We start from the raw sequence: 26,718 nt of genomic DNA, 5'->3' as shown, positions 1-26,718 counted from the left end.
TCATAAAAAAAATGAGAATTTTTACTTTAACAGCAGTGATGCTGCTAATTAACATTATTGCCTTTGGCCAGCAATTTGCAACAATAAAAGGAACTGTTACCACATCGAACGGTAAGCCTGCTTCATATATCTCAGTTGGTTTAAAAGGAAGTGGAAATGGTAATACTACTGACGATAATGGAAAATACACAATCCACAGAGTAAAACCCGGCACTTATACCATTAAAGCTTCTGCTGTTGGCATTAATGCTTCAGAGAAAAGTGTTACCGTTGTTGCAGGTGAAAACCAAGTTGTAGATTTTGTATTAGTTGAAAACGACCAGTTACTTGAAGAAGTAACTGTTGCAGGTAAAAACAATAGGTATAAAATTGGCTTACCTTCTGCTTCACTTCGTTTAAACGAACCGCTTTTAGAAGCGCCTCAAAATATACAAACCGTAAGCGATCAGGTTATAAAAGACCAGCAAATTATTAGCATGAGCGATGGCTTGATAAGAAATGTAAGTGGTGCAACAAGAGTAGAGCACTGGGGTGATTTGTACACCAACATTACCATGCGTGGCTCTCAAATCCAAGCCATGAGAAATGGTTTCAATGTTGTATCGTCATTCTGGGGGCCACTAACCGAAGACATGAGCTTTGTTGACCATATCGAATTTGTTAAAGGCCCGGCTGGTTTCATGTTAGGCAACGGCGATCCAAGTGGCATGTACAATGTAGTAACCAAAAAACCTACAGGGTTTAATCGCGGCGAAGTTTCTTTCACATTAGGAAGTTATGACTTATACAGAACCACAGTTGATTTTGATCGTAAATTAACTAGCGATGGAAAATTATTATTCAGATTAAATGGCGCGGTACAAAACAAAGGTTCATTCAGACCTTACGAGCAGAACGACCGTTACAGCTTTGCTCCGGTATTAAGCTATCAAATTACGAACCGAACAAAAATTACTGCAGAATACACATTCCAAAATGCAAAAATGACCGAAGTTGGGTCTTATTACATTTTCTCTCCAAATGGCTATGCTACCTACCCAAAAGAGTTAACAATGACTCAACCTGGATTACCAGCAACCCGCATTAACGACCAGAGTTTGTTTTTAAACTTGCAACATAACTTTGATGATAACTGGAAGTTAACCGCTCAGGCTGCATACTTTAAATACAACCAGATTGGATATAGCTCATGGCCTTCGGCAGTTAATGCCAATAGCACAGTGATTAGAAATGTTGGCATTTGGGATGCCGAAAGCAGCATGAAGTTAGCTCAACTATTCATAAACGGACAAGTTAAAACCGGAGGGATCAATCACCGTATTTTAGCAGGATTTGATGGCGGAAAGAAAAACTATATGGCAGATTGGGGTCAATCTCATGATTTAGATTTGCCTTCTTCTCCATTCGACTTAAATAATCCAAATTATGGTTTTCCAACAAACGGTTATCCTGATTTTGACCGCACAACGCCATTAACACAAAGAGCAATTGCTGCAGGCGGCTTAATGGATTCTAAATATTTAAGTGCTTACGCCCAAGATGAACTTGGCTTTTTCGACAATAAAGTTCGTTTAACATTAGCGGGACGTTACACTTATGTTAACCAATCGGCTTTCGGTGGAGCACCAGATAAAGCTAAAAAAGTTACTCCAAGGGTTGGTCTAAGCGTATCGATTGATAAAAACACAGCTGTTTATGCCGTATATGATGAAGCTTTTACACCTCAGAGTGGCTTAATCAGAAATGGTGGAAAAGTTGAACCAATAACTGGTACAAATAATGAAATCGGTATTAAAAAAGATTGGTTTGACGGTAGGTGGAATACAACATTATCAGCTTATAGAATTCTTAAACAAAATGAGTTAACGGCAGATCCGACCAACACACCAGGCACAAACTTCAGCGTTGTTTTGGGCGAAAAAAGATCACAAGGTCTTGAGTTCGATTTACGAGGTAAAATTACAGATGGATTAACATTAATTGCGAACTATGCCTATACAGATTCTAAAGTAACAGAAGTTACGCCTGGTGTTACAGGCATTAATATTGGTGATGTTATCCCAGGTTTTGCTAAACATGTTTCTAATGGCTGGTTAACTTATACTTTGCAAGATGGTACACTTAAAGGCTCGGGAGTTTCTGCAGGTTTTACTTACTTAGCTGGTCGTGCAACTGATACATGGAGCGTTGGTTTACAGAGATTACCTAACTATTTTAAAGTAGATGGAGGTTTATTTTATGAGCGCCCGAAATTCAAAATCACTGGAAATGTATTTAACATTTTAGACAAATATTTATACAGTGGTTCTTATTACCAATGGCTAAACGCCTACTATTATCAGGCTGAAGCACCAAGAAATTTCAGAGTAAGCGTAGCCTATAAATTTTAATTAATGTGTCAGCAGAAATTTGTCAGATAGTTTCTGCTGACTTTACCTAAAACCGAAATATTATGAAAACTAGATTATCACTATTACTTTTCTTTTTAGCATTTAGTGTAACGAGCACTTTTGCACACGCTTTATGGATTGAAACACCATCCACCGGAAAAAAAGGACAGCCACAAAACGTTAAAGTGTTTTTTGGAGAATATGAGGCTAACGAACCAGATTCTGCAGCAAAATGGTTCAGCAATTTAAAAGAATTCAAATTGATTTTAACGGCTCCGAACGGAACAACTACGGTTTTAACTACTTCACCAGATGTTCATTTCTTTAAAGCAAGCTTTACTCCCAATCAGGATGGCGCTTATAAATTATCTGTTGTACATGAAGTTGCAGATGTTTACGAACACGCAAAAATCGAATATTATGCCTTTGCAGATGTGGCGGTTGGAAAATCTAAAATAAATTTAGGATTTCCTGCTGAAGCAGCCTTAACTATTAGACCTGAAAAACAAGTTTTAAAAGTTGGGGAATCATCAAACCACCAGGTAATTTATAACAAAGCACCTTTTGCTAAACAAAAGTTAACGCTTGTTAATGCTAACAGAAAAGCACAACCTGTGGAGACAGATGCAGAAGGAAAATTCACTTTCAAGCCCGAACAAAAAGGTAATTATTTCTTAGAAGCATTTACAGAAGATAAAACTGCAGGAAAACTAAATGGTAAAGACTACGAAAAAGTTTGGCATTTGGTAACCTATACTACTGAAGTTAAGTAGTCTTTTTTATAACAAAATTTAACCAATTGGTAAACAACACTATCAATTGGTTCTTTTACAAAAAAGCTTAATGACACTGACAAAATCTATTCAAAAAAAGCCGAAAAAATCGATATTACGAAGAATCAGCGATTGGCTGCACTTATGGCTAGGCATTGCATCTGGACTCATTGTTTTCTTTCTGGGTGTTACGGGTTGTATTTTCGCTTTTCAAAAAGAAATTACAGAGCTTATCCATAAAAAAGAATTTTTCGTCGAAGCTCCTTCAAATTTAAAAACCTTACCATTAAGCACCTTAACCACCAATGCAGAAAAGGCTTTGGGTGGGAAGAAAAAAGTTAGTTTTATTTCGACCTATAACGAAGCGAACAGAGCCTGGGAATTTGGCGCATACAAAGCTGGCAACCCTAAAGCATTCTGGTATTTCGACTCTATAGATTATTATGATTTAGTACTCATAAACCCGTACACGGGCAAGGTTACAATGGTTGCAGATCATAAATATGAGTTTTTTGCCGTAATTAAAATGCTGCACTGGAGCTTCTTAATCAACCACCCCATTGGACAACAAATTACGGGCTGGTCTACTTTCATTTTCGTTTTCCTTTTAATTTCTGGAATGATAATGTGGTGGCCAAAAAATCTTAAAAAGTCAAATTTTGATAAAAGTTTCAAAATAAAATGGAGTGCAAAATTTAAACGTATTAATTATGATATGCATAATGTTTTGGGCTTTTATGTAATGACTATCTGCTTAATGCTGGCCTTATCGGGAATGGTTTTTGCCTTTCAATGGTTCCAAACAACAGTTTATGTAGTTGCATCAAGAAGTATTAAGCCACCAGTAAATGTGATAGGTAAATCTGACTCGACAAAAACAAGCCTAAATAACCCGCTTGATATTGCCTTTACTACCGCACAAACAGAATTTAAAGGAGCCGATAGAATTGGCATGTCTCCTGCTTCGGGCACTGGCGACGGCATAATTTATGCAACCGGATATCGTGGCGATGAAACTTACTGGAACTTCGACGCTTTACAATTCGACCAATATTCGGGCAAATTACTTAACCGAAGAAATCAAGCCAAAAAAATGCAGGTGAAGTTGTAGTAGGCATGAATTACGACATTCACGTAGGTTCTATATTAGGTTTAACTGGTAAAATTATGGCTTTCTTCGCCAGTTTCATTGCGGCCAGTTTACCAATTACTGGTTTTATAATTTGGTGGGGTAAAAAGAAGAAAAAGAAAAACGCTGCGGTTGCAGAAAGTTAAATATTCAAACAATGAGAATAATTATATGAGTTTAGATGCTCACTCAAAGTTGTTCCAATAATAAAAATCAAATAAAATAACATGAAAATTTTAAATCTAATTTTAGTACTAACCGGACTTTTTGCTGTTAGCGCTCATGCTCAAGGCAAATTTGAGCAAGACAGAAAAGCGATTAAATCCTTAGCAGGTTTCTATGAAGTTAACTTTAACTATGGCGAAGTTAGTTCTCCAAATCCAGGCTATAAATTCAGCAAACCATACGAAAGTCATGGAAATGAATGGGCAGAAATTATTGTTGATGAACCCAATAGGATTGTAATTCAACACATGCTAGCAATTAATGATACAACAGTTATTAAGCACTGGCGCCAGGATTGGACTTATGAAGACACTAACATTATGCTTTACACACAAGATAATGCTTGGAAAAAAGGCAACTTAACCGCTACCGATGTTAAAGGTAAATGGACTCAAAAAGTTTATCAGGTAGATGATAGTCCACGTTATCAAGGCATTGGAGCCTGGAGCCATGTTGGCGGCCACGATTCATGGTCGAGTGAAACAGATTCACCACTTCCAAGGAGAGAATCTACTGTTCGCAAAGATTATAATGTTTTAACCCGTGGAAGCAGAATTACAATCACTAAAAATGGTTGGATGTTTGAACAAGATAATAAAAAAGTGCTTCGCACACCAGAAGGTGATAAATTATTAGCTATTGAAAAAGGTTATGAAGAATTTACCAAGATAGATCAGAAAACTTTTGCTTACGCTCAAAAATGGTGGAATAATCAACAAAATTATTGGGCAGATGTTCGTAATGTTTGGGCTGATATAATTGGTTCTAACGATACTTTTAAAGTAAAAACTATGGCCAATGGCAAATTACTTTACGAAACTCTTTTCACTCTTGGTGATCAGTCTATCAAAGAAAAATGGACCGCAGCACAAAACAAAGAAAAAGTTAAAACTGCTTTGCAACCTTACCTTGCCAAGTAAATACTTAAGACAATATACTTTTTAAAGCCGATCAATAAAATTGTTCGGCTTTTCTTTTTTAATCATTCCGATTATTTGCAAATTGTAACCATGCAAACTTCATCAGCCAAAAGGATTGTTTTCTTCATACTCTTTCTTTCTTCATTGAACACTTTCGCCCAAGATTCTATCTATGTTCGGAAAACAATAAACAAACTAACATCAACCTTTTTTTGGGGACGAGGTTATACAAAAGAGGGAATGAATAAAGCTGCTGATTTTCTTTCTACAGAGTATAAAAAAATTGGCTTACTATCGATAAACGGAAATTACAAACAAGATTTTAGTTTTCCGGTTAATACTTTCCCCGGAAAAATGTTAGTCGAAATTAATGATAGGAAACTCATCCCTGGCAAAGATTTCATCATAAATAATGAAAGTCCGACCACAAATAAAAAAGCTGATTTAATTAAAATAGATAGCACAAAATTTCAGGCTTCGCCTGATTTAGAAGTTATATTAAAAGACAAATTAACCTGGTCTGTTGCAACAGAAGCTTCAGAAAAAACAACGATTGAGTTAAACAAGAAAACGGTTAAAGAGATTCCAAAAACCATTCGAGTAGATATTGAGAGCAAGTTAATTCCAGATTTTAAAGCCTCGAATATTTATGGATTTGTAAAGGGAACAAAATATCCGGATTCTATATTAATGATAACGGCACATTATGACCATTTAGGTGGAATGGGTGCGGAAACCTATTTTCCTGGCGCTAATGATAATGCTGCCGGAGTAGCAACTTTATTAAGTTTGGCAAGGTATTATTCTAAAAATCCTCAACCTTACTCAATTGGCTTTATTTGCTTCGCAGGAGAAGAAGCAGGCTTATTAGGTTCGAGATACTTTACTGAAAACCCATTGGTTCCTTTAAACAAAATTAAATTTCTGATTAACCTCGATCTAGTTGGAACTGGCGAAAGTGGAATGACGGTTGTAAATGCAAGTTTATACCCCAAAGCTTTTGCATTGCTTAATGAAATTAATACTGAACAAAAATTAATATCAAAAATTAACCCACGAGGGAAAGCCGCAAACAGCGATCATTATTTCTTTACCGAAAAAGGAGTTCCTGCCTTCTTTTTCTATACGCAAGGCGGAATATCTGCATATCATGATGTGTTTGATAAACCAGAAACTTTGCCATTAACAGAATATAATGATTTGTTTAAGCTAATTGTTTCTTTTAATAAACGGATAGTGCAATAATGTTTTTAAGATCAATTTCTATAAAAAAATGCATTCCTGAATTAAATGATAAAAAATTAAATCTAATTATTTAAAAAACTCTTTACCTAAATTAAGAAGCGATTAATGTTAATCTTACTAAATATTGATCTTCTTCATCGTCAAAAACGATTTCGCTTTGCCAACCAGTTTCTTCGGCAATTAATTTAATTGTTTTCCTATCTATGTACAACCAATTAAACCAGTTTCCTTTTTCGCCTTTGTATTCGTATTGGTAGGAAACTTCGCCGTAATATTGATTTTGAGGTTTTGGCATATCTTCGTACAAATAAGCAATATCAGAAGTATCAAAAAGAACCTGGCCTTCTATATTAACTAAAGATTTCAGCTTGATTAAAAATTCTTTAAATCCAGGTAAGGTGCCAGTTAAACCGATTCCATTCATTAACATTAAAATGGTATCGAATTTCTCTGTATAAGAAAATATATCTTGAACGAATGCCTTTTTTACACCCCGATTTCTCATAATCTGAACAGCTGCTTCTGATATATCAATCGCAGTTACATCAATATTAAAGGCTTGTAAAAGCAAGGCATGGCTACCAACACCTGCACCAATATCTAGAACTTTACCTGTACACATTTGTAAAGCCTGGAGTTCCAAAACAGGCATTTCTTCATCATCACGATAGAAAAAATCGACTGGCATTTCTTCTGGCTCATCGTAAGAATTATGCAGCCAAAGGATATCGGCTTCGCCGTTTTTATAAAAATCTGTTAGGGCTTTCCCAAAAACATCCATAAGGCAAAGATAATAAGGAAAGGCGAAAGTATAAAGCTTAAAGGTAGAGGGCTGCAAGGCAGAAGGTTTATTTCAGAAGCCAAAATAGTTTATTGCAAATATTAAATCTCCTTTAAAAATACTTGAGTTTTTTACGCGATATTGAGCGATAATTTATTTCATGAAAATCAATATAAATCTTGATCTCAAGGAAAAATCATCATTGCGAAGTATGAAGCTCCAAAGGTACAATCTAATTGGAGAGATTGCTTAGTACCTCTCAATGACTCATTAACCGATTTAAAACAATTCTATATCTGTTAATCTGTGGCAAAAAACCTTGCGTTAGTTGGGAAATTTTTTCCCGACTTTAATATCTTCGGATTTTTAATCCGATTGATTAGTCCAGTTCAAATTCCTGGTGATATTCTGGAATGATTACCTGTTTAAAACCATGTTCTTTCAATCTTAAAGCAAAATTCTGTTGAACTTCATATTCTCCATGAACCAAAAATAATTGTTTTACTTTTTCAGGGTCTTGTCCTGATAAAAACTGTAATAAATCTTCGTAATCGCCATGAGCGCTCATCGATTTAATTGAACGAACTTCGGCTTTTACTTCATAATCATCATGAAAAATATCGACAACTTTTTGTCCTGCAATTAAGCGCCCACCTAATGATGATGGTTCGCAATAGCCCACCATTAATATTGTATTTTTCTGGCTGCTGATATTATTTCTAATATGGTGTTTTACTCGTCCGGCCTCAGCCATTCCCGATGCCGAGATGATAACGCAAGGCCTTGGATCAGCATTTAAAGCTTTAGATTCTTCTACAGTTTCTACAAAACGTAGTCCCTTAAAACCAAAAATATCATTATCGATTTTTAATGTTTCCTTTACACCATTATTGTAAACTTCAGGATGATTTCTTAAAATTTCTGTTGCTTTTGATGATAATGGACTATCTACATAATAGCGAACATCAGGCAATTTATGCTTTAACTCTAAGCTGTTTAATGCATATAAAAGTTCTTGCGTACGCCCAACGCTAAATGCAGGGATAATAACTTTTCCTTTTTTAATATTGCAGGTGTTATTAATAACCTCATACAACATATTCTCTATAGGCTCTAAATCTTTATGTCGAGAATCGCCATAGGTAGATTCCATTAGAATGTAATCTGCTTGATTGAATTGCTGAGGACTTTTTAAAAGTAAATCGCCATATCTGCCAACATCGCCACTAAAAGTAATTCTGGTTGGTTTACGATCTTGATTTATAGTTAAATGCACTGCTGCACTCCCAAGAATATGGCCGGCATCGGTAAACTTTAAATGAATATTAGGCTCGATTTCAAAATTTTCATCATATTCAACAATTTTCATCAAACTAACTGCCTTTATTACATCTTGTTCTGTATATAAAGCTTCTTCCTTTTCCTGGCCGGGTTTCAAATGGCGGTTAGAAAATTCTGCATCCTGCATTTGTATTTTAGCCGAGTCCATCATTAAAATTCGAGCTAAATCCCTGGTTGCCGATGTACAGAAAATTTTGCCGTTGAAGCCTTCGCCAACAAGTCTGGGTAACAAACCACAATGATCGATATGTGCATGAGACAAAACCATGTAGGTTACTTTTTTGGCATCGAAACCAAAATAACCGTTTAGTTTATCTGTTATATGCCCCATGCCTTGAAAAAGACCACAGTCTAATAATATTTGGGTGTTATTTTTGAGCGTGATAAGGTGTTTACTGCCAGTAACTGTACGGGCAGCACCATGAAAAGCAATTTTCATTTTTAATGGTTAGAAATTATAATTGAATAAAAATGCCGGATATTTCCGGCATCTCCAATTATTTATGCTTTTATTTCAGATATTTTATCTTTTACTTTATCTGCAACGCCGCCTGCTTTACCAGCCAAATCAGATAATTTCTCTTTTGATGTATCTAACAAATCACTAAACCAATCTGATAATTTATCCTTAACATCATTGCTAGAATCTGAAGACAATGCTAATGCAATGGTTGCACCTAATGCCGCTCCGGCTAATACACCTACTATAATTTTTGTTTCCTTTGTCATAATCGTAGTTCTTTAAATATTAAACATAAATTAGCTCTCGCTGTTTTTTATTTTTTTTTAAATACACAAAAACCAATCCAAAATGAAAAGTATTTTTTTTATCGATTTAGATAATACCATTTATTTCACGAAGCCTAACGAGCAACAATTAATGAGTGGCCTTTACAACATTTTAGATAACGAATATTTAGGCATTTCTGAAGAGGAATATCAGAGCGCTAAAAAAGAAATGCTAAGAACACCTTTTCAAAAAGTGGCAACTAAATATGGCTTTAAACAAACAGCAATTGATAACGCAATAAAATATCTTGTAACTGGAGAAGTTACCAAACCGTTAAGTCCATCAGAAGATTATCATTACATAAAAAGCTTAAAAGGGAAAAAATTCATTGTTACAGCTGGCTTTCTTCGTAAGCAAACTACGAAAGTGAAAATGCTTGGTATTGCTGATGATTTTGAAGAAGTTTATGTTGTAGATGTAACCACATCAAATCAAAATAAAAAGGATGCTTTTGAAACTTTAATAGAAAAGCACAAATTAAATCCGGAAGATATTCTGGTTATTGGTGATGATGCAGAATCGGAAATTAAATTTGGACTAGAGTTAGGTTTATCAACCTTTCTTTTAGACCCAGAAAATCTTCATCCACATGCAAAAACAACTTTTCGTGGTAGCGATTTGAGTAATCTTCACCAAGCTGCGGGGCAATAGTATTGTGTAAAAAAAGTCCCGATTTTCATCAGGACTTTTAAATTATTGTCTTCCTCCTCTACCTGGCCTACCGCTTTCACTACTTCTTTCTCCACCACGACTTTGTTGTTGAGATTGCGCCTGCGGTCTGGATTCTGTAGGTCGTTGTTGTTCGCTTCTCTGTTGACGTTGTTGCTGTTGCTGCTCATTTCTTTGCTGCATTTGCTGGCGTTGTTGATCGGCTTGCTGAGAGCGTTGTTGTTGCATTTGCTGATCACGCTGAGCCCTTTGCTGTTCCGTTTGTGCAGAACGCTGTTGTTGAGCCTGCTCATTTCTTTGTTGCATTTGCTGACGTTGCTGATCGGCTTGCTGAGAGCGTTGTTGTTGCATTTGCTGATCACGCTGAGCCCTTTGCTGTTCCATTTGTGCAGAACGCTGTTGTTGTGCCTGCCCATTTCTTTGTTGCATTTGCTGACGCTGCTGATCGGCTTGCTGAGAACGTTGTTGTTGCATTTGTTGAGATTGAACATCACGCTGTGAATTTTGCTGGTCACGGCTCATGCGATCTTGCTGATTACGCTGTTGCATCTGCTGGATGCGTTCCTGATCGCGATTTCCCTGATCACGTGTACGTTCAACTGATTGTCTGTTACCAACCCTGTTGTCATTGCTATTACCACCTCTTTGGTCGCGATTGCTATAACTGTTATCACCTCTTCCATTTCTATTGAAACCGGCATTGCCTTGTTCAAATTTTCTTGGCGCTGGATTTCGGTTATCAATCGAGCCACGCTCTGGTCTTGGTCTGTAGATAGAAACCGATCTGTTATCGATTCTACTTGCACCTGGCCTATTACTTTGAGAATATCTATAAACAGTTACATTACGATTAGTAGCTCTTCTTATATCATCAATCCTCGGGCCACCATAATAACTTCTTCTGTTATAAACATAAGTATTGTTAATTATTGTTGTATTACGGATGTAAACATTATTTCTGCCATAGTTATACCTAGGGAAAGCATTAATGTAAATATTTGCCTGAGGAATAAAATTCCAACAGAATTCGGGTACAGAATAACGGCGACCAAAACTTAAATTAATATTGATACTTGGTGCCATTGGTGCCCATCCATAATAACCATCGCCACTTCTCCAATCTACCCACGCTGGTCCCCAGTTTGTATCAGGCAACCAAATCCATTGTCTGTAATTGTTAACAACCCAACGGCCATAATGGAATGGCGCCCATCCCCAATCGTAATTAGAAACCCAAGTATTACCATATTCTGTCATTGCCCAACGGCCATTTGTATAATAAGGACGAAAATCTTCCTGATCTACATCCGGGCGCCAAACGTAACCATATTGTGGATCTTGAATCCAAGTTCCATAAGGAGAAAGCTCATCATAAAAAGTTTGGAGTGAAACATTACCAGTATTATAACCATCATCCTGGTAGCTTTCTTCATAGCCCTGTGCCCTGACTAAGGTTGTGGTTCCGGCAAGGAGCGCAAATAGCCCCAGCACAAGTGCCGTAGTTTTCAGTGTTTTCATTTGTGTGTTTATATTTTAATAACCTAACATGTGTGTATCAATTAGAGAACCAAAATTAATTATGGTTTAATATGCAAGCATAGTTTTTTAATTTCCTGCCAAATATTGCATGGAGAGGCATATTTAACTAATATTTAACGTTTTGCGCTTCAAATAATTGTGCAGAAATTAAGTCAATTAGAAATAAAATTTGCTACACCTCTGTTTACAAAAGAGATTATATTGTAGAGTTCGTAAATTTTAGAACTTAAATTCTATTTATTGTAAGTATTTTTGTAGCATGCAAAACGGCACCTTATACTTAATCCCTGTACCTCTGGCAGAAGAGGTATCTCACAAAACCTTCACACCATATTTGGTTGATACGATTAACCAAATTGACACCTACATTGTAGAAAACAGCAAAACTGCTCGTAGATTTTTGAAAGAAGCGGGTTTGAAAACTCCACAAAAAGATTTAATCGTTCACGATTATGGCAAACACAATAGAACCGATTTAGCTCAGTTTTTTACTGAACTTAAAGCAGGTAAAGACGTTGGCTTAATGAGTGAAGCAGGTTGCCCGGGCATTGCAGATCCTGGTGCTGATATTGTTGCCGAAGCACATAAACGAAATATTAAAGTAGTTCCATTAGTTGGTCCAAGTTCTATCCTTTTAGCTTTAATGGCTTCAGGCTTTAACGGTCAAAGTTTTGCCTTTTGGGGATATTTACCAATTGACAAAGAGCAACGCACCAAGCGTATTAAAGATTTAGATTTATCAGCAAGTCGTTACAAGCAAACCCAGATTTTTATCGAAACGCCCTTCCGCAATAATCAAATGTTAGAGGAGGTTTTAAAAAGCTGTAAACCTAATACACAACTTTGCATCGCAAGTAATTTAACGGGAGCAGAAGAGTTTATTAAAACGCAGAGTATTCACGCTTGGCGTAAAGAAGAAATAGATTTACATAAAAAACCTACAATATTCTTATTATATTAAATGGATTAAGGAACAAGGATAAATGAACAAAGATTAGAAGTAATTCCTATTGTTCCTTAATCATTGTTCTTTACCCTTTTATTTATACATCCCCTTCCCGTCTATAAAGTCGATAACTTTATCCGGCAGGAAGAACTGAACATTTTTATTTTCTTTTATCGCTTTGCGGATAAATGTTGATGAAATTTCCATTAAAGGTGTATCCGTAAAAGTTATTGAAGGATGGTTTTTCCAATCTTTTACATCAGCATCTGGACGAGGATAAACATAAATTTGATAGTTTTTCAAAAGCACTTCGTAATTTTTCCATTTCTTTAAAGAAAATAAATTATCAGCCCCCATAATCAGTACAAACTCTTTTCCAGGATATTTTTCATGTAAATAAGTAAGTGTATCGATTGTATAAGAAGGCTGTGGCAGTCCAAATTCAATATCACTAACTCTGATGTTTTCAGCTTGCTCTGTTGCCAGCTTAGCCATTTCCAGCCTGTCATACATATTTCCCAACCCACTTTTTTCTTTAAGTGGATTGTGAGGAGAAACAATCAACCAAACTTCGTTTAAGTCAGTATGGTTGGCCATATAATTTGCAATAATTAAATGCCCGGTATGTATTGGGTTGTATGACCCAAAGAAAAGACCTGTTTTCAGTGTTCGGTTTTCAATTGACATTTTTCAGCTACTAAATGCTAATAATAAACGGCTAGACAGACCCATATTTTTCGGGATTATTCATCATATGATGAAGCTATAAAATGAGCCTTATATCTAAGCTTTCTGTAAGCTTCTACAAAGCAAATATTTGTAGATTTTGAGGAACGTCTTATTTGATCGGTTAAGGAGTACATTTCCTCATTTGGTAAAGTTTTTGTATTTTCAAAGATAGCCATTGCTAATTCGAATGATTTTTTATATACCAAAAGATCTGAAAAATCGCCCATTTAACGTAATGCTATTAATACACACCCAAAACTATTAACTGAAAATTTCGAACTGAAAACTGTTTTACTTTTTCAAAAAATCGCCTACTAACTTTTCAGCTTCCGCACAAGCGGTAGCCAAATCGTAATTTTTTAAAATCACATCAAACTTATCAGCGTATAGAAGTTCTTTTTCAGCCTTAATAAAACGTTCTTGTAATTTCTCTGGACTATCTGTTCCGCGACCGCTTAAACGCTCTTTTAATACCTCTAGAGATGGTGGTTGAACAAATATCGCTAAAGCATCCTCTTCATATTTTCTTTTCAAACGGATACCGCCTTCAACATCAATATCAAAAATAACTTGCTTTCCATCATTCCAAATACGTTCAATTTCAGAGCGCAGCGTTCCATAAAATGTTCCATTATAAACCTCTTCAAACTCTACAAATTCCTGGCGAGCAACTTTATGTAAAAACTCTTCTTTTGTGATGAAGTAATAGTCGTTTTCGTGTTGCTCTGCCCCTCTTAATTCGCGTGTTGTTGCAGAAATAGAAAAACTCAGCTCAGGAAACTTCGTTAATAAGTGATGTACTATTGTAGTTTTACCAGCTCCAGATGGTGCTGAAAATATGATTAATTTACCTTGTTTCATGTCGATAAGCATAAAGCCTAAGCTGAAAGTCCAAAGCTTTAGTCTTTAGTCTTTAAGCTTTAAGCTTTTTTATAATACGTTAAGTAACTGTTCTTTTATTTTTTCTAACTCTTCTTTCATTCCAACAACAAATTGCTGCATTTGTGCATCATTTGCTTTTGCTCCCATCGTATTTATTTCTCTTCCTATCTCCTGAGAAATAAAGCCAAGTTTTTTTCCATTCGCTTCCTTGCTTGTTAAGGTTTGCACGAAATAATCACAATGGCTTTTTAAACGTGTCTTTTCTTCAGTAATATCAATTTTGTCGATATAATAAATCAATTCTTGCTCAAAACGATTCTGATCGATGTTAACCTTGCCAACCGCATCATCTAAAAATTGGGTAAATTTATCTCGTATCGCAGAAATTCTTTTCGGTTCAAGTTCTTCAACCGATTTGAAATACGACAGAATGTTTTTAATTCTCAACTCTAAATCAGCCTTTAAAACAGCCCCTTCATCTTCTCTAAATTTGTTGAAGTTGATTAAAGCGCCTGTAAAAATTTTATATAATTGATTCCACTCATCTTCGCTTACGCTTTCTTCCTTGTAGCTGATAACTTCAGGAAAAGTTAAAGCTGTTTGCAATAAATTACTACTGTTTGCATTTAATTGATCATTAACCGCAATAAGCTGATTGTAATAATGAGCTAATAAAGCTGTATTTATTGTTGCGCCAGTAACCTCACCAGAAGTACGTTCTACGGTAATGCTCAAACTAACTTTTCCGCGTTCAATATCTTTGCTACATACATTACGCAGAATTAACTCTTTATCAGAAAATGCTTTAGGAAATTTTAGATTAAGTTCAAGAAACTTACTATTGAGCGATTTAATTTCGACACTATATTTTGCATTCGCATAATCGGCCGTTGCTAAGCCGTATCCTGTCATGGATTTTATCATGCGCAAAGGTAAGAAAAATTTGAAAAGTTTTCAGCCTGTCATAAACCCTTTGTTATTCCTTAAAGCCCAAAATATTTTATGGAAAAGCAAAAGGCCAATGCAGTTCTGTCAATGCTACAATCTTTTGGATTATGTATCGGGCTACCCAACAAAAATTAGCGCTTATGGCAAGCTTTCCAACCCATTTAAACTACAAAAACCCTTTATTTAATAAGATAAATAGTGATTGGCTGCAAACAAATACACAAGCATTAACGTTTTTTTAACAGATTACATGGTTAACAATTGTTAATTTTACGAAAATATCTAATGCAAGATGAAAGTCCGACACCTATTTCTCCTACTTATCTTTTCAATTATTAGCACTTATTACACAGCTAGTGCCCAAGATTTTATTGTAAAAGGCGTAGTGTTTGAAAAAGGCACCAATGCGAGAGTGGCAATTGCGAATATTAGTAACGTTCGCAATAAAATTGGTGTTACAAGCAACGACCTAGGTATGTTTCAAATTAGAGCATCTGTTGGCGATACGCTTTTAATAGATAAAGCCAATATGAACGACCAAAGAATTGTAATTACAGGACATCAAGATATTCTTATTTACCTCGTTCGTGGCACCACAATGCTAAATGAGGTTACGGTTATTGGTAGCACAAAAAAAAGCGACTTAGCCGAGATAAAGAAGGAGTTTCAAAATAAAGGCGTATATAATGGCGGTAAGTCTTCAGTCTTATCTGCCATATTTAATCCACTAAATGGTTTATACAATTTGATTGGCAGAGACCCTAAAAACGCCAGAAGGTTTGGCAGATACGCAGATAACGAGATTAAGCAATCGCAGATAGATGTTTACTTTAACCCAACTATAATTAAAAACAACACCGAATTACGTGGAGATACTTTGGAAAAGTACATGGTTGATTACCGCCCTGAATTTCAAAAAGCACAGTACTGGAATAGCTACGATTACATAAAATACATTAAAGAATCGTCTAAAAAATTTACAGATACCTTAGGAAAAGGAAAATAATTCAGTTTGCAGTTTTTAGTTTACAATTAGCCTAAATAGCTAAAGTTTCACAAGCCTTTTCTGCAGCAAGTTTTTCTGCATTTTTCTTATTGTAATCTCTACCCGTACCCACTTTTTCACCTTCAACAACAGCACTTATTGTAAATAGCTTATTGCTTTCACCTTCGCCGTTTTCTATCAGTTCGAACATAATATCTTTACCATGGCGCTGGCACCATTCAATCAGTTTACTTTTGAAATTAGTTTCTGTAAGTTCTAATGTGTGAATATCGATATGGGGTTTAACGATTCGACGAAGTAAAAATTCTTTGGTAAAGTTATAGCCTTTATCAATGTAAATTGCACCAATAATTGCTTCAAAAGCATCGCCAAGCATAGAATTATGCTTAGTTTGAATACTTACCGAACGTTGGTCGAATTGGATTAGTTTATCAAACCCCATCTTTTTAGCCAACTGATTTAAGTTAGCACGATTTACAATTTTGGAGCGCATTTCGGTTAGAAAGCCTTCTTCTTTGTATGGGTAATGTTTAAAAAGCAATTCGGCTATTACAGAACCTAAAACGGCATCGCCTAAAAATTCTAAACGTTCATTGCTACTACGACTTCCATTTTTTAAAACTTTAGCCACAGAACGATGCCTGAACGCCATTTTATATAGCGTTACGTTTCCTGGAACAAAACCAAGAATATTTTTCAGCTTTTTAACAAACTCCTTTTCCGGAGAGAGATAAAGTTTATATAATTTTAATATCGGCATTAAATAAATAACACAATTAACGGCTAATTAGCATATTTAACTAAGTTATCCATTTTTAATTAGCATACAAAATTATATAGCAAGACGCAGTTTAATTAATCTTCGTATTTTTTGAAAATTACTGAGGCGTTGTGACCACCGAAACCAAAAGTATTACTTAACGCTGCTCTAACGGTACGTTTCTGAGCTTTGTTAAATGTAAAATTGAGTTTTGGATCAAATGCAGGATCATCTGTAAAATGATTAATTGTTGGAGGAACAATATCATTTTTAACAGCTAAAATTGCAGCAATCGCTTCAACAGCACCAGCTGCACCTAAAAGGTGGCCAGTCATCGATTTGGTAGAGCTAATGTTTAAACGGTAAGCATCTTCTCCAAACAATGTTCCAATAGCCTTCGTTTCGCTAATATCACCAAGCGGTGTAGAAGTTCCGTGAACGTTAATGTAATCTATATAAGCGGTTGTTAAACCTGCATCTTTTAATGCATTTGTCATTACCATTCTAGCACCTAACCCTTCTGGATGCGGAGCTGTAATGTGATTTGCATCCGCACTCATTCCGCCACCAACAAGCTCTGCATAAATTTTTGCACCTCTTGCTTTTGCGTGTTCAAGTTCTTCTAAGATAATAGTTCCTGCACCCTCACCAGCCACAAAACCATCACGGTCTTTATCAAAAGGACGGGAAGCTGTAGCCGGATCATCATTACGCGTAGATAATGCATGCATGGCATTAAAACCACCCATACCCGCTTCGTTAATAATTGCCTCAGAACCCCCACTGATAATCACATCTGCCATACCTAAACGGATATAGTTAAACGCATCAATCATTGCGTTTGTAGAAGAAGCACATGCCGAAACAGTTGCAAAATTTGGCCCGCGTAAGCCATACTTGATAGAGATATGCCCTGGAGCGATATCAATAATCATTTTAGGAATAAAAAATGGATTGTATCTTGGCGTACCATCTCCTTTAGCAAAATTAGAAATTTCATCTAAAAAAGTTTTCAATCCACCTATGCCTGCACCCCAGATAACGCCAATTCGGTTGGTATCTAATTTCTCGAAATCAAAACCACCATCCTTCACAGCCTCATCTGTAGCTACAAGAGCATATTGTACAAACGGATCTAATTTACGAGCTTCCTTTTTCTCCAGAAAATCTTCCGGATTAAAGTTTTTTACCTCGCAAGCGAATTTAGTTTTGAACTTTTCAGTATCAAAACCTTTAATAGGAGCAGCGCCACTCACCCCGTTAGTCAATCCTTCCCAAAAATCGGGAACATTATTGCCTATAGGAGTGAGCGCACCCAACCCTGTTACTACTACTCTTTTTAATTCCATTTATACTGAAAAAGCGTAACTCTATTTAACGTTTTTTTCCAAATAAGCGATTGCTTGACCAACTGTACCGATGGTTTCAGCCTGATCATCAGGAATAGCTACATTAAATTCTTTTTCAAATTCCATAATCAATTCTACGGTATCTAAAGAATCTGCACCCAAATCGTTGGTGAATGAAGCCTCTGGCGTAACTTCGCTTTCGTCAACACCTAGTTTTTCTACGATAATAGCCTTAACTCTTGAAGCAATATCAGACATAATTTTATAATTTAATGGTTAAATAATTCTGTGCAAAGAAAAATAAATTCTTACAATTTTCAAATGTTTTTATTTAGAACCTTATTTTTGGCTCTCAAATAACAAGCGAATATAGAATTAGTTTTTTAATTTCGTTCTGTAAATAATTTATTTCCTCTTGAACAGAACTTATCTAAAATTAACATTAGACCTTGATTTTATACTAATTGCGGTAACAGCACCACTTAAAGACTATGTGCTGTGCCATAAAATTAACACCCGTTTAAATACACATTTTGAAAAAGTAGAAGATCACGAAATATTTTTTAACATTGATGAACCAGCATGGTTTTTCTCCAAATATTACTTTTTTGTAGAGCAAGGTGAGGTAGAATATTACCTCATTAGTAACAAAAGTAGCGATGGCGTACTCGTTCCTGAAATGAATAATGTAGATTTTTTCATCATTATTAAAGAATTTATAGATAAAGAAGATCTGGATTATTTAATCAGCGGATTAAACAAACTACCTGATATCCAAGTAGCTGCAAAAATAGACCCAACCAAACTTAAATCAAAAGAAAATTTGGTAATATAAAAATTATATACTTGGTGTATTAAATACACTATATTTGAGGGTTATAAAAAACTGAACAAAACAAAAAATATATAAAATTTAATGTGGTTTAATTAATTTAGATAATTAATTACAAATAGAAACTACATTGCTAAAACGAACATTAAATGAAACCTTTTCATTCTAGAACAAAAATTGTTGCCACACTCGGCCCAGCCTCAGCTAAACCAGAAATATTATATAGCATGTTTAATGCAGGTTTAGATGTTTGCCGTTTAAATTTCTCTCACGGTTCTCAAGCAGATCACCAAGCGGTTTTAGATACCATTCGTGATTTGAACAAAAAATACGATTATAACGTTGGTATTCTTGCCGATTTGCAAGGACCAAAAATTCGCATAGGTTTAGTAAAAGAAGGCGGAATAAACCTTATTAATGGTAAAACAACAGTAATTACAACCAATGAGTGCGTAGGTAATGAAGAACGTATTTATATCACTTACCAAAGTTTCCCTCAAGATGTACAAGCTGGTGAAATTATCTTATTAGACGATGGAAAACTTCAAATGAAAGTTATTTCGACTAACTTAAAAGATGAAGTACTTTGCGAAATCGTTCATGGCGGTATCTTAACTTCCAGAAAAGGTGTAAATCTTCCAAACACTAAAGTTTCTATTCCATCTTTAACTCCAGAGGATAGAGAAAATTTAGAATTTGTTCTTAAAAACGATGTTGAATGGATAGGGTTATCTTTTGTACGTAAGGCTGAAGATATTATCGAACTTAAACAAATAATTGCCGAGCGTGGTAAAACTGCACGTGTGATTGCGAAAATAGAAAAACCTGAGGCTATTGCTAACATCGATGAAATTATCGCTGTAGCTGATGGTATTATGGTTGCTCGTGGCGATTTAGGGGTTGAATGTCCGATGGAAGAAGTTCCATTGTTACAAAAAATGATTGTTGCTAAATGTAGAGCAGCTTCTAAGCCTGTAATTGTTGCAACTCAAATGCTAGAGAGTATGATAACTACCCCTCGCCCAACTCGTGCAGAGGTAAATGATGTTGCAAATTCGGTATTAGATGGTGCAGATGCGGTAATGTTAAGTGGAGAAACCTCTGTAGGCGAGTTTCCATTAATCGTTATTGAAACGATGCAAAAAATTATTCAAAATATTGAAGATAACAACTATCCATTCAATCCTGATAAGTTTTTAAAACCAAAATCTCCATCTTTCTTAAGTGATGCAATTTGTGATTCTGCTTGTTTCTTAGCTAAACAAACAAACGCTATTGGTATTGTTTCTATGACTTTGAGTGGTTACACTGCATTCGAAATTTCGAGTCATAGACCAGAAGCTTTAACCTTTATTTTTACCAGCAATAGGGCATTATTAAATGCTGTGAGCTTACTTTGGGGCGTTAGAGGTTTTTACTATGATAAATTTGATAGCACTGATAGTACAATAATTCAAGTTAATGAAATCTTAAAAAGTAAAAAACTGGTTAAATCAGGTGATATCATTATCAATACTGCTGCTATCCCAATGGAGGCAAAAGGTAAAACCAACATGTTAAAAATTACGGTTATAGATTAATTTCTGAGAGCATATAGCTTTAAAAGCCTGAGCTTCACTCAGGCTTTTTTTATGATTAAAAATTATACTTTTGTAACCCAAGGAGAGGTGTCAGAGTGGTCGATTGAGCACGCTTGGAAAGCGTGTGTACTGCAAGGTACCGCGGGTTCGAATCCCGCCCTCTCCGCTTCTATTATATCTAACTGTCTTCTAAGTAAACTTCCCACATAATTCAAAGTAACTCATTTGTATTATTATTGATAAATAAATTTCAAATCCTAAAACAGTATTATTTTTACAGATAAGATTAACTAACAAATTATGAATAGATATTGGCTAAGCATAGTGGCTTGTACTTTGGCAGTTACTACAAATGCTCAACAAAAAATGCTTACAGCTAAAGATTATGAACATGCTGAAAGTTTTATGAGTTATAATACCTCAAAGTATATCGACCATACTTTCTCCCAGCCAAATTGGATTGATGCTGATAAATTCTGGTATACTACAAAAACAGAAAATGGTGAGCAAACATTTCTTATTGATGCGATAAAGAAAACAAAAACGCTTACAACAGAATACAAAAATAGTTCAGCGCAAGGTGGAAGAAGAGCTAACAGAGGAGAGGTTTTATCTCCAGATGGCAAGAAATCAATCTTGATTAAAGATTACAACCTTTACGTTAAAGATGTTGCCAGTGGCAAGCTTACACAATTAACAACAGATGGCGTAAAAGATTATGGCTATGCGACAGATAATGCGGGCTGGAAACACAGTGATGGCGCTATTTTAAGATGGTCTCCAGATTCAAAAAAAATTGCAACTTTTCAGCAAGACCAACGAAATTCGAAAGATATGTATCTGGTTAGTACCAATGTGGGTTCGCCGAAACTTAGTGCCTGGAAATATCCATTGCCAGGTGATAAAGAGATTGCAACCATTAGAAGAGTAATTATTGATGTTGAAAACCCAAAAGTAGTTTCATTAAATATCCCGGCAGATCCGCACCGTGCTACACTAAGCGATGATATCTCGAGTAGCGGAACTTTTGATGATATTGATTGGAAAGCTGATGGCTCGGAAGTGGCATTTGTATCCACATCTCGCGATCATAAGCAAGAAAAATTTCGCATTGCGAATGCAGAAACTGGTGAGGTACGCGAAGTTTTTGAAGAAACAGTAAAAACTCAATACGAATCTGGTCAAGGTGCAATTAACTGGCGATACTTACCTTCATCAAAAGAAATTATATGGTATTCTGAACGAGATGACTGGGGGCATCTTTATCTTTATGATTCTACAAACGGAAAGGTAAAAAATCAAATTACCAAAGGCAACTGGGTAGTAACGCGAGTATTAAAGGTTGATGAGAAAACAAGGACAATTTACTTTATTGCAAATGGCAAAGATATTAAAAACCCCTATTTTGGGCATTTTTTCAAAATTGGCTTTAACGGTAAAAATCTTATAGATTTAACGCCCGAAGAAGGAAACCATATTGTTACGATTTCTCCATCTTCGAAATATTTTATTGATAATTATTCGCAACCAGATGTACCAACTATAAGTGTTCTCCGCGATTTAAATGGTAAATTGATAACAACTATTGAAAAAACCGATGTTTCTAAATTATCAGCAACTGGCTGGAAAGCACCAACCCCAGTGACAGTTAAGGCACATGATGGAAAAACTGACATTTACGGTTTAGTATTTACGCCAAATAAAATGGAGGCTGATAAAAAATATCCGGTTATCGATTATATTTACCCTGGCCCACAGGGTGGAAGTGTTGGTAGCTGGTCTTTTGCCGCATCTCGGGGCGATAATCAGGCATTAGCAGAACTGGGTTTTATTGTTGTTGTTATGGAAGGTACAAGTAACCCTGACCGATCAAAAAGTTTTCACGACATGAGCTATGGAAACATGGCAGAAAACACATTGCCCGATCAAATAACTGCAATTAAGCAACTTTCCGCTAAATACCCAATTGATACAACAAGAGTTGGTATATGGGGCCATTCCGGCGGCGGCTTTGCAACCGCAACAGCAATGTTCCGCTATCCTGATTTCTTCAAAGTTGGCATTTCGGAATCGGGCAACCACGATAACAGAAATTATGAAGATGACTGGGGCGAGCGCTACAATGGGTTAGTTGAAAATTCGGATTATGAAGCGCAGGCAAATCAAAATTACGCTAAAAACTTAAAAGGTAAATTAATGTTGGTACACGGTATGATGGACGATAATGTTCCTCCGTATAACACATTACTAGTTGTCGAGGCTTTGGAGAAAGCAAATAAATCTTTTGATTTGGTGATTTTTCCTAACAGTGCTCATGGATACGGCGCTTACTCACCATATATGATGCGAAGAAGATGGGATTATTTTGTGCAAAATTTATTAGGCGCTACCCCTCCTTATGACTATAAAATGGGAGCGCCAACACTAAGGTAATTTCCAGCTAATTTAAAAAAGTCTCAGTTTTAAAAGAAACTGAGACTTTTTTGTTTTAAGGCTTTTTCATGCTAAATGTTAACAATTGTTAAAGTTCTACCAATCAAACACTTAAGTCCTATTTTAGTAAGATAATAATCTAAACATGAAGCTCCTTACCATCCTTTCGCTAATCATCTTATCTGGCAAATTATATGCCCAAAAAATTAACGGACAATTATTAGATTCTTCATCAAAATTACCTGTAGAAACCGCAATTGTAACTTATGGTTCGCAAACCATTATTACAACCATAAACGGAAAATTTTCATTTCAGAAAAATCCATTACTAGAAATAGTTAAAGTGAAGAAACTCGGCTATCCTGACTTCATCACTGTTTTTGAATAATTTTTTCAAATCATTGATTTTCTTGGTTTTACATAATTTGCATCACCAAATTGGGTGACGCAAGTCGATTTAAAACTATCTTTATGGATGTTTGTTCGCAAGAAAAAGAATCGTTCTGGCAGTACCAGTGTTGTTGTAGCTGCTAAGGTGCAGGGTAAATTTAAGGAACTCAAGACAATTGGTGTATCTAAGGACGAAGCCGAGATTGAACGTTTTTATCAGGAAGGTAAGGTTTGGTGCAATACCCAAGTGAAGGGAGCAGACTTATTCAACCAAAGAACTCAAGAGATCGAGGAATTGAACGTTACAGATTCGCTGCTTTCCAATATTGAGAATATCCTCCACAACGGCAGTCAACTACTGTTGAATAAAGTATATGATTCGATTGGATATGATGCGATAGACGATTATATACTCAGGCAACTGGTCATTTCCAGGTTAGCCCAGCCCATGAGTAAGTCTGCTACCATTGAATACCTAAAATCCCATTTTGACGAAGATGTCCATTTGAATAAAATTTATCGGTATATGGACAAGCTGTATAGCACGCAACAGGAGGCCATTCAAAAAATAAGTGTCGAACATACCAGAAAGATCTTGGGAGGCAGGATTGGCCTGATGTTCTATGATGTAACCACCCTTTATTTCGAGTCGGATTATGGGGATGGTTTCAGGGAACCTGGATTTTCCAAAGATGGCAAGCACAGTCAACCTCAAATAGTATTAGGCCTGTTAGTGAGTAAAGATGGCTATCCCTTATCGTATTCAATGTTTAATGGTTCCCAATACGAGGGCCGCACTATGATACCGATTGTAGATGATTTTGTTATGCGTTTTAAACTAAACGACTTTGTGCTGGTCGCCGATTCGGGTTTAATCAACAAAAAGAATATCGATTTTCTCAAAGCCCAGGGATACAAGTATATCATAGGTGCACGCATCAAAAATGCAAGCAAAACACAGCAGGAATGGTTGCTTTCACAAGAGAAGATTGAGGGTGTTTATAATGAAACTACGGTTGCACACGGCAGATTGATAGTAGGCTACTCTGAAAAGCGGGCTAAAAAAGATGCTTATAACCGTATCAAGGGAATTGGCCGACTAGAGAAAGCCTTTAAGACAGGCACCATTTCTAAGGAAAACATAAATAAGCGTGGCTATAACAAGTTTTTGATAATATCAAAAGATGTACAGGTCACCATAGACAAAAGCAGCGTAGAAGAGGATGCAAAATGGGATGGCCTGAAAGGCTATATTACCAATACCGACCTGCCTGCAGCAGAGGTTTACGATCAATATAGTAGTTTATGGCAGGTTGAAAGAGCTTTTAGAATTACCAAGGGTACAGTTGAAATGAGACCTATGTTCCATTTCACTCCTAAACGAATAGAAGCTCATGTATGCATTTGTTTCATTGCCTATAAGATATACAAAGAACTGGAACGTGTTTTAAAGGAGAAGCAGTATAAGATCAGTGCGGATAAGGCCCTAGATATTGCAAAGACAGTTACTACGATACGAATAAAATTACCACAAAGTGGAAAAACCATTAGCAAAACAATGATAATTACAGAAAGACAGAAACTAATCGAGCCTTTGTTCTCAGATAATTTTTGGAAATCTCAATTTGGGTGACGCATTGACGAAGTCAGGAAATAGTTAAAGTGAAGAAACTCGGCTATGAGGATTATGAAATTAATTTAAATAATAATTTCAAAGACATTACAATTTACCTCAAACCATCTGCTATAAATTTGAATGATGTTCTAATTCTATCTAAACGTGACTATCTTAACGATTCGCTAAAAATGAGAAAGGATTATGCAAACGTTTTTGCTTTCAAAGCACCAACAATTAAAGACATGGTTGTAGAAAAAGGTTGGCGCTATCCAACCGTTGGCTATAATTTAGTATCTAACTCTACTTCTTCTATTGTAAGTTTCGATATTTTAAAAACAATTGGCTTGCTCACAAAAAATAAATCATCAATATCTAAATTACAGAAAGTACAATTAAGGGATGAAGAAATGAACTATGTTAATCATCGTTTCGATGCCGAAAAAATAGCATCAATTACAAAGCTTGAAGGCGATTCCTTACAAAATTTTATCCGAATATACAGGCCATCTGCTACTGAAATTCGAAAAATGAATGATTATCAAATACTGATGTACATAAAGAAGAATTATGTTGAGTTTATTAAGCCAAACAAAGACTAACTTTAGTCGTTATTGATTTGTAATAATTAGAATTTATGGGGAAACCAAGAGATAAGAATAATGTAATTATTACCGGAACAACCGGAATGGTTGGTGAAGGTGTTTTAATCAGATGCTTGGATAGTTCAGAAATTGATTCGGTTTTGGTAATTAACCGTAAACCCTGTGGCTATGCACATCCAAAATTAAAAGAAATTATCCATCAAGATTTTTTTGATTTTACGCCCATCGAAAATCAATTACTAGGCTATAACGCATGCTTCTTTTGCCTTGGTATTACATCAGTTGGCGCAAGCAAAGAAACTTACTACAAAATGACTTATACCTTAACTATTCATATTGCAGAAACATTAAGTAAACTAAACAAGGATATGACTTTTTGCTACGTTTCTGGGAGTGGCACCAACCCCGAGGGTAGATTAAATTGGCAAAAAGTTAAAGGAAAAACCGAAAATGATTTAATGAAATTACCATTTGAGCAAGTATTTAATTTCAGACCAGGCTTTATTAAACCAGTTGAAAATCAAAAATTCGCTCATAAATTTTACAAATACATCAACTGGCTATTTCCTATTGGCCGCATGATTTCAGCTGACGGCTTCTGCACTATGTTAGAACTAGGAGATGCAATGATTAATTCGCTAAGCCATAATAACAAGCGAAAAGTTTTAGAGGGAAAAGATATTATTGAATTGGCTAACGAGCCAACATAAAAAAGTTAAAAAAGGCCTGCCGTAACCGAGGGCACTGAAAAAGTGGACTTAAAATAGTCTGTTTTTGCAAAGCGGATGAATGAGTGCTGAACTCTTCATCCGCTTTCTTTTTTTTACGTTATTTGATATTT

General features: G+C 35.7%; 27 protein-coding genes and 1 tRNA gene. 17 read left to right on the top strand and 11 right to left on the bottom strand.

What is annotated here, in order from left to right:
• Positions 1-11: 11 nt before the first annotated feature.
• The 6 genes from ACFOUY_RS01185 (at position 12) to ACFOUY_RS01160 (ending at position 6,682) form a co-directional block, all read left to right on the top strand.
• Positions 12-2,390 carry a TonB-dependent siderophore receptor gene (locus ACFOUY_RS01185; RefSeq protein ID WP_378958610.1) on the top strand — a complete coding sequence of 793 codons (2,379 nt, stop codon included), beginning with the start codon at positions 12-14 and terminating at the stop codon, positions 2,388-2,390.
• 62 nt (positions 2,391-2,452) lie between these two features.
• Positions 2,453-3,163 (top strand): DUF4198 domain-containing protein, encoded by a 711-nt coding sequence (locus ACFOUY_RS01180; protein WP_378958609.1) that lies wholly within the window; start codon positions 2,453-2,455, stop codon positions 3,161-3,163.
• A 70-nt stretch (positions 3,164-3,233) separates the two neighbouring features.
• Entirely contained in the window at positions 3,234-4,274 is a 1,041-nt protein-coding gene (locus ACFOUY_RS01175; RefSeq protein WP_378958608.1) for a PepSY-associated TM helix domain-containing protein, read from the top strand.
• Positions 4,275-4,279: 5 nt separating this feature from the next.
• Positions 4,280-4,438 carry a PepSY domain-containing protein gene (locus tag ACFOUY_RS01170; protein WP_378958607.1) on the top strand — a complete coding sequence of 53 codons (159 nt, stop codon included), beginning with the start codon at positions 4,280-4,282 and terminating at the stop codon, positions 4,436-4,438.
• 81 nt (positions 4,439-4,519) lie between these two features.
• Positions 4,520-5,437 carry a DUF6607 family protein gene (locus ACFOUY_RS01165; protein ID WP_378958606.1) on the top strand — a complete coding sequence of 306 codons (918 nt, stop codon included), beginning with the start codon at positions 4,520-4,522 and terminating at the stop codon, positions 5,435-5,437.
• Between the two features lie 90 nt (positions 5,438-5,527).
• Positions 5,528-6,682 carry a M28 family metallopeptidase gene (locus ACFOUY_RS01160; RefSeq protein ID WP_378958605.1) on the top strand — a complete coding sequence of 385 codons (1,155 nt, stop codon included), beginning with the start codon at positions 5,528-5,530 and terminating at the stop codon, positions 6,680-6,682.
• 91 nt (positions 6,683-6,773) lie between these two features.
• On the opposite strand, the gene ACFOUY_RS01155 is transcribed toward ACFOUY_RS01160, so the two are convergent.
• The 3 genes from ACFOUY_RS01155 to ACFOUY_RS01145 all read right to left on the bottom strand — a co-directional run bounded on the left by ACFOUY_RS01155 (position 6,774) and on the right by ACFOUY_RS01145 (position 9,533).
• A complete protein-coding gene (locus tag ACFOUY_RS01155) occupies positions 6,774-7,520 on the bottom strand; it encodes a class I SAM-dependent methyltransferase (RefSeq protein WP_378958604.1) in 747 nt (248 codons plus the stop codon).
• 322 nt (positions 7,521-7,842) lie between these two features.
• Entirely contained in the window at positions 7,843-9,243 is a 1,401-nt protein-coding gene (locus ACFOUY_RS01150; RefSeq protein WP_378958603.1) for an MBL fold metallo-hydrolase RNA specificity domain-containing protein, read from the bottom strand.
• 62 nt (positions 9,244-9,305) lie between these two features.
• Positions 9,306-9,533 (bottom strand): YtxH domain-containing protein, encoded by a 228-nt coding sequence (locus ACFOUY_RS01145; RefSeq protein ID WP_378958602.1) that lies wholly within the window; start codon positions 9,531-9,533, stop codon positions 9,306-9,308.
• Between the two features lie 82 nt (positions 9,534-9,615).
• On the opposite strand from ACFOUY_RS01145, the gene ACFOUY_RS01140 reads away from it, so the two are divergent.
• Positions 9,616-10,245 carry an HAD family hydrolase gene (locus ACFOUY_RS01140; RefSeq protein ID WP_378958601.1) on the top strand — a complete coding sequence of 210 codons (630 nt, stop codon included), beginning with the start codon at positions 9,616-9,618 and terminating at the stop codon, positions 10,243-10,245.
• A 42-nt stretch (positions 10,246-10,287) separates the two neighbouring features.
• Here the strand turns inward: ACFOUY_RS01140 and ACFOUY_RS01135 are convergent, their stop codons facing one another.
• Entirely contained in the window at positions 10,288-11,781 is a 1,494-nt protein-coding gene (locus ACFOUY_RS01135) for a DUF6600 domain-containing protein (protein WP_378958600.1), read from the bottom strand.
• Between the two features lie 280 nt (positions 11,782-12,061).
• On the opposite strand from ACFOUY_RS01135, the gene ACFOUY_RS01130 reads away from it, so the two are divergent.
• Positions 12,062-12,763, top strand: coding sequence for an SAM-dependent methyltransferase (locus tag ACFOUY_RS01130; protein ID WP_378958599.1), 702 nt, complete (start codon positions 12,062-12,064; stop codon positions 12,761-12,763).
• A 78-nt stretch (positions 12,764-12,841) separates the two neighbouring features.
• On the opposite strand, the gene nadD is transcribed toward ACFOUY_RS01130, so the two are convergent.
• The 4 genes from nadD to ACFOUY_RS01110 all read right to left on the bottom strand — a co-directional run bounded on the left by nadD (position 12,842) and on the right by ACFOUY_RS01110 (position 15,271).
• Positions 12,842-13,435, bottom strand: coding sequence for a nicotinate (nicotinamide) nucleotide adenylyltransferase (gene nadD, locus ACFOUY_RS01125; protein WP_378958598.1), 594 nt, complete (start codon positions 13,433-13,435; stop codon positions 12,842-12,844).
• A 56-nt stretch (positions 13,436-13,491) separates the two neighbouring features.
• Positions 13,492-13,704 carry a four helix bundle protein gene (locus ACFOUY_RS01120; protein ID WP_378958597.1) on the bottom strand — a complete coding sequence of 71 codons (213 nt, stop codon included), beginning with the start codon at positions 13,702-13,704 and terminating at the stop codon, positions 13,492-13,494.
• A 64-nt stretch (positions 13,705-13,768) separates the two neighbouring features.
• The gene (gmk, locus tag ACFOUY_RS01115) at positions 13,769-14,338 is read right to left on the bottom strand and encodes a guanylate kinase (protein WP_378958596.1); all 570 of its coding nucleotides are present in this window, start codon (positions 14,336-14,338) and stop codon (positions 13,769-13,771) included.
• A gap of 69 nt (positions 14,339-14,407) precedes the next feature.
• Complete coding sequence (locus ACFOUY_RS01110) at positions 14,408-15,271, bottom strand: YicC/YloC family endoribonuclease (protein ID WP_378958595.1); 864 nt, start codon at positions 15,269-15,271, stop codon at positions 14,408-14,410.
• A gap of 328 nt (positions 15,272-15,599) precedes the next feature.
• On the opposite strand from ACFOUY_RS01110, the gene ACFOUY_RS01105 reads away from it, so the two are divergent.
• Positions 15,600-16,313 carry a hypothetical protein gene (locus tag ACFOUY_RS01105; RefSeq protein WP_378958594.1) on the top strand — a complete coding sequence of 238 codons (714 nt, stop codon included), beginning with the start codon at positions 15,600-15,602 and terminating at the stop codon, positions 16,311-16,313.
• A 31-nt stretch (positions 16,314-16,344) separates the two neighbouring features.
• Here the strand turns inward: ACFOUY_RS01105 and rnc are convergent, their stop codons facing one another.
• The 3 genes from rnc to ACFOUY_RS01090 all read right to left on the bottom strand — a co-directional run bounded on the left by rnc (position 16,345) and on the right by ACFOUY_RS01090 (position 18,680).
• Positions 16,345-17,073 carry a ribonuclease III gene (gene rnc / locus ACFOUY_RS01100; RefSeq protein ID WP_378958593.1) on the bottom strand — a complete coding sequence of 243 codons (729 nt, stop codon included), beginning with the start codon at positions 17,071-17,073 and terminating at the stop codon, positions 16,345-16,347.
• A gap of 95 nt (positions 17,074-17,168) precedes the next feature.
• Positions 17,169-18,422, bottom strand: a complete 1,254-nt coding sequence (fabF, locus tag ACFOUY_RS01095; RefSeq protein ID WP_378958592.1) for a beta-ketoacyl-ACP synthase II — start codon at positions 18,420-18,422, stop codon at positions 17,169-17,171.
• A 21-nt stretch (positions 18,423-18,443) separates the two neighbouring features.
• Complete coding sequence (locus ACFOUY_RS01090) at positions 18,444-18,680, bottom strand: acyl carrier protein (protein WP_008508386.1); 237 nt, start codon at positions 18,678-18,680, stop codon at positions 18,444-18,446.
• A 157-nt stretch (positions 18,681-18,837) separates the two neighbouring features.
• On the opposite strand from ACFOUY_RS01090, the gene ACFOUY_RS01085 reads away from it, so the two are divergent.
• From ACFOUY_RS01085 to ACFOUY_RS01050, 8 genes are all read left to right on the top strand, one after another.
• Entirely contained in the window at positions 18,838-19,257 is a 420-nt protein-coding gene (locus tag ACFOUY_RS01085; protein WP_378958591.1) for an IPExxxVDY family protein, read from the top strand.
• A 146-nt stretch (positions 19,258-19,403) separates the two neighbouring features.
• The gene (gene pyk, locus ACFOUY_RS01080; protein WP_378958590.1) at positions 19,404-20,834 is read left to right on the top strand and encodes a pyruvate kinase; all 1,431 of its coding nucleotides are present in this window, start codon (positions 19,404-19,406) and stop codon (positions 20,832-20,834) included.
• Positions 20,835-20,915: 81 nt separating this feature from the next.
• A tRNA-Ser gene (locus ACFOUY_RS01075) sits at positions 20,916-21,000 on the top strand.
• Positions 21,001-21,134: 134 nt separating this feature from the next.
• Entirely contained in the window at positions 21,135-23,267 is a 2,133-nt protein-coding gene (locus tag ACFOUY_RS01070; protein WP_378958589.1) for a S9 family peptidase, read from the top strand.
• A 145-nt stretch (positions 23,268-23,412) separates the two neighbouring features.
• Positions 23,413-23,655 carry a hypothetical protein gene (locus ACFOUY_RS01065; protein WP_378958588.1) on the top strand — a complete coding sequence of 81 codons (243 nt, stop codon included), beginning with the start codon at positions 23,413-23,415 and terminating at the stop codon, positions 23,653-23,655.
• 54 nt (positions 23,656-23,709) lie between these two features.
• The gene (locus ACFOUY_RS01060; protein ID WP_378958587.1) at positions 23,710-25,290 is read left to right on the top strand and encodes an IS1634 family transposase; all 1,581 of its coding nucleotides are present in this window, start codon (positions 23,710-23,712) and stop codon (positions 25,288-25,290) included.
• Between the two features lie 29 nt (positions 25,291-25,319).
• Entirely contained in the window at positions 25,320-25,874 is a 555-nt protein-coding gene (locus ACFOUY_RS01055; protein ID WP_378958586.1) for a hypothetical protein, read from the top strand.
• Between the two features lie 35 nt (positions 25,875-25,909).
• Complete coding sequence (locus ACFOUY_RS01050) at positions 25,910-26,587, top strand: Rossmann-fold NAD(P)-binding domain-containing protein (protein WP_378958585.1); 678 nt, start codon at positions 25,910-25,912, stop codon at positions 26,585-26,587.
• Positions 26,588-26,718: the final 131 nt, after the last annotated feature.

This window comes from Pedobacter jamesrossensis (assembly GCF_042650905.1).
Lineage (GTDB): Bacteria > Bacteroidota > Bacteroidia > Sphingobacteriales > Sphingobacteriaceae > Pedobacter > Pedobacter jamesrossensis.
The sequence above is the reverse complement of the archived record's forward strand: the minus strand, read 5'-3'. Positions and strand labels throughout refer to the sequence as shown.

Coding starts and splice junctions, on each gene's coding strand:
- ACFOUY_RS01160 (WP_378958605.1), top strand. CDS start 5,528: ATGCAAACTTCATCAGCCAAAAGGATTGTTTTCTTCATACTCTTTCTT.
- ACFOUY_RS01140 (WP_378958601.1), top strand. CDS start 9,616: ATGAAAAGTATTTTTTTTATCGATTTAGATAATACCATTTATTTCACG.
- ACFOUY_RS01185 (WP_378958610.1), top strand. CDS start 12: ATGAGAATTTTTACTTTAACAGCAGTGATGCTGCTAATTAACATTATT.
- ACFOUY_RS01170 (WP_378958607.1), top strand. CDS start 4,280: ATGAATTACGACATTCACGTAGGTTCTATATTAGGTTTAACTGGTAAA.
- rnc (WP_378958593.1), bottom strand. CDS start 17,073: ATGCCGATATTAAAATTATATAAACTTTATCTCTCTCCGGAAAAGGAG.
- ACFOUY_RS01105 (WP_378958594.1), top strand. CDS start 15,600: ATGAAAGTCCGACACCTATTTCTCCTACTTATCTTTTCAATTATTAGC.
- fabF (WP_378958592.1), bottom strand. CDS start 18,422: ATGGAATTAAAAAGAGTAGTAGTAACAGGGTTGGGTGCGCTCACTCCT.
- ACFOUY_RS01175 (WP_378958608.1), top strand. CDS start 3,234: ATGACACTGACAAAATCTATTCAAAAAAAGCCGAAAAAATCGATATTA.
- nadD (WP_378958598.1), bottom strand. CDS start 13,435: ATGTCAATTGAAAACCGAACACTGAAAACAGGTCTTTTCTTTGGGTCA.
- ACFOUY_RS01150 (WP_378958603.1), bottom strand. CDS start 9,243: ATGAAAATTGCTTTTCATGGTGCTGCCCGTACAGTTACTGGCAGTAAA.
- pyk (WP_378958590.1), top strand. CDS start 19,404: ATGAAACCTTTTCATTCTAGAACAAAAATTGTTGCCACACTCGGCCCA.
- gmk (WP_378958596.1), bottom strand. CDS start 14,338: ATGAAACAAGGTAAATTAATCATATTTTCAGCACCATCTGGAGCTGGT.
- ACFOUY_RS01135 (WP_378958600.1), bottom strand. CDS start 11,781: ATGAAAACACTGAAAACTACGGCACTTGTGCTGGGGCTATTTGCGCTC.
- ACFOUY_RS01065 (WP_378958588.1), top strand. CDS start 23,413: ATGAAGCTCCTTACCATCCTTTCGCTAATCATCTTATCTGGCAAATTA.
- ACFOUY_RS01090 (WP_008508386.1), bottom strand. CDS start 18,680: ATGTCTGATATTGCTTCAAGAGTTAAGGCTATTATCGTAGAAAAACTA.
- ACFOUY_RS01110 (WP_378958595.1), bottom strand. CDS start 15,271: ATGACAGGATACGGCTTAGCAACGGCCGATTATGCGAATGCAAAATAT.
- ACFOUY_RS01165 (WP_378958606.1), top strand. CDS start 4,520: ATGAAAATTTTAAATCTAATTTTAGTACTAACCGGACTTTTTGCTGTT.
- ACFOUY_RS01130 (WP_378958599.1), top strand. CDS start 12,062: ATGCAAAACGGCACCTTATACTTAATCCCTGTACCTCTGGCAGAAGAG.
- ACFOUY_RS01050 (WP_378958585.1), top strand. CDS start 25,910: ATGGGGAAACCAAGAGATAAGAATAATGTAATTATTACCGGAACAACC.
- ACFOUY_RS01070 (WP_378958589.1), top strand. CDS start 21,135: ATGAATAGATATTGGCTAAGCATAGTGGCTTGTACTTTGGCAGTTACT.
- ACFOUY_RS01120 (WP_378958597.1), bottom strand. CDS start 13,704: ATGGGCGATTTTTCAGATCTTTTGGTATATAAAAAATCATTCGAATTA.
- ACFOUY_RS01145 (WP_378958602.1), bottom strand. CDS start 9,533: ATGACAAAGGAAACAAAAATTATAGTAGGTGTATTAGCCGGAGCGGCA.
- ACFOUY_RS01180 (WP_378958609.1), top strand. CDS start 2,453: ATGAAAACTAGATTATCACTATTACTTTTCTTTTTAGCATTTAGTGTA.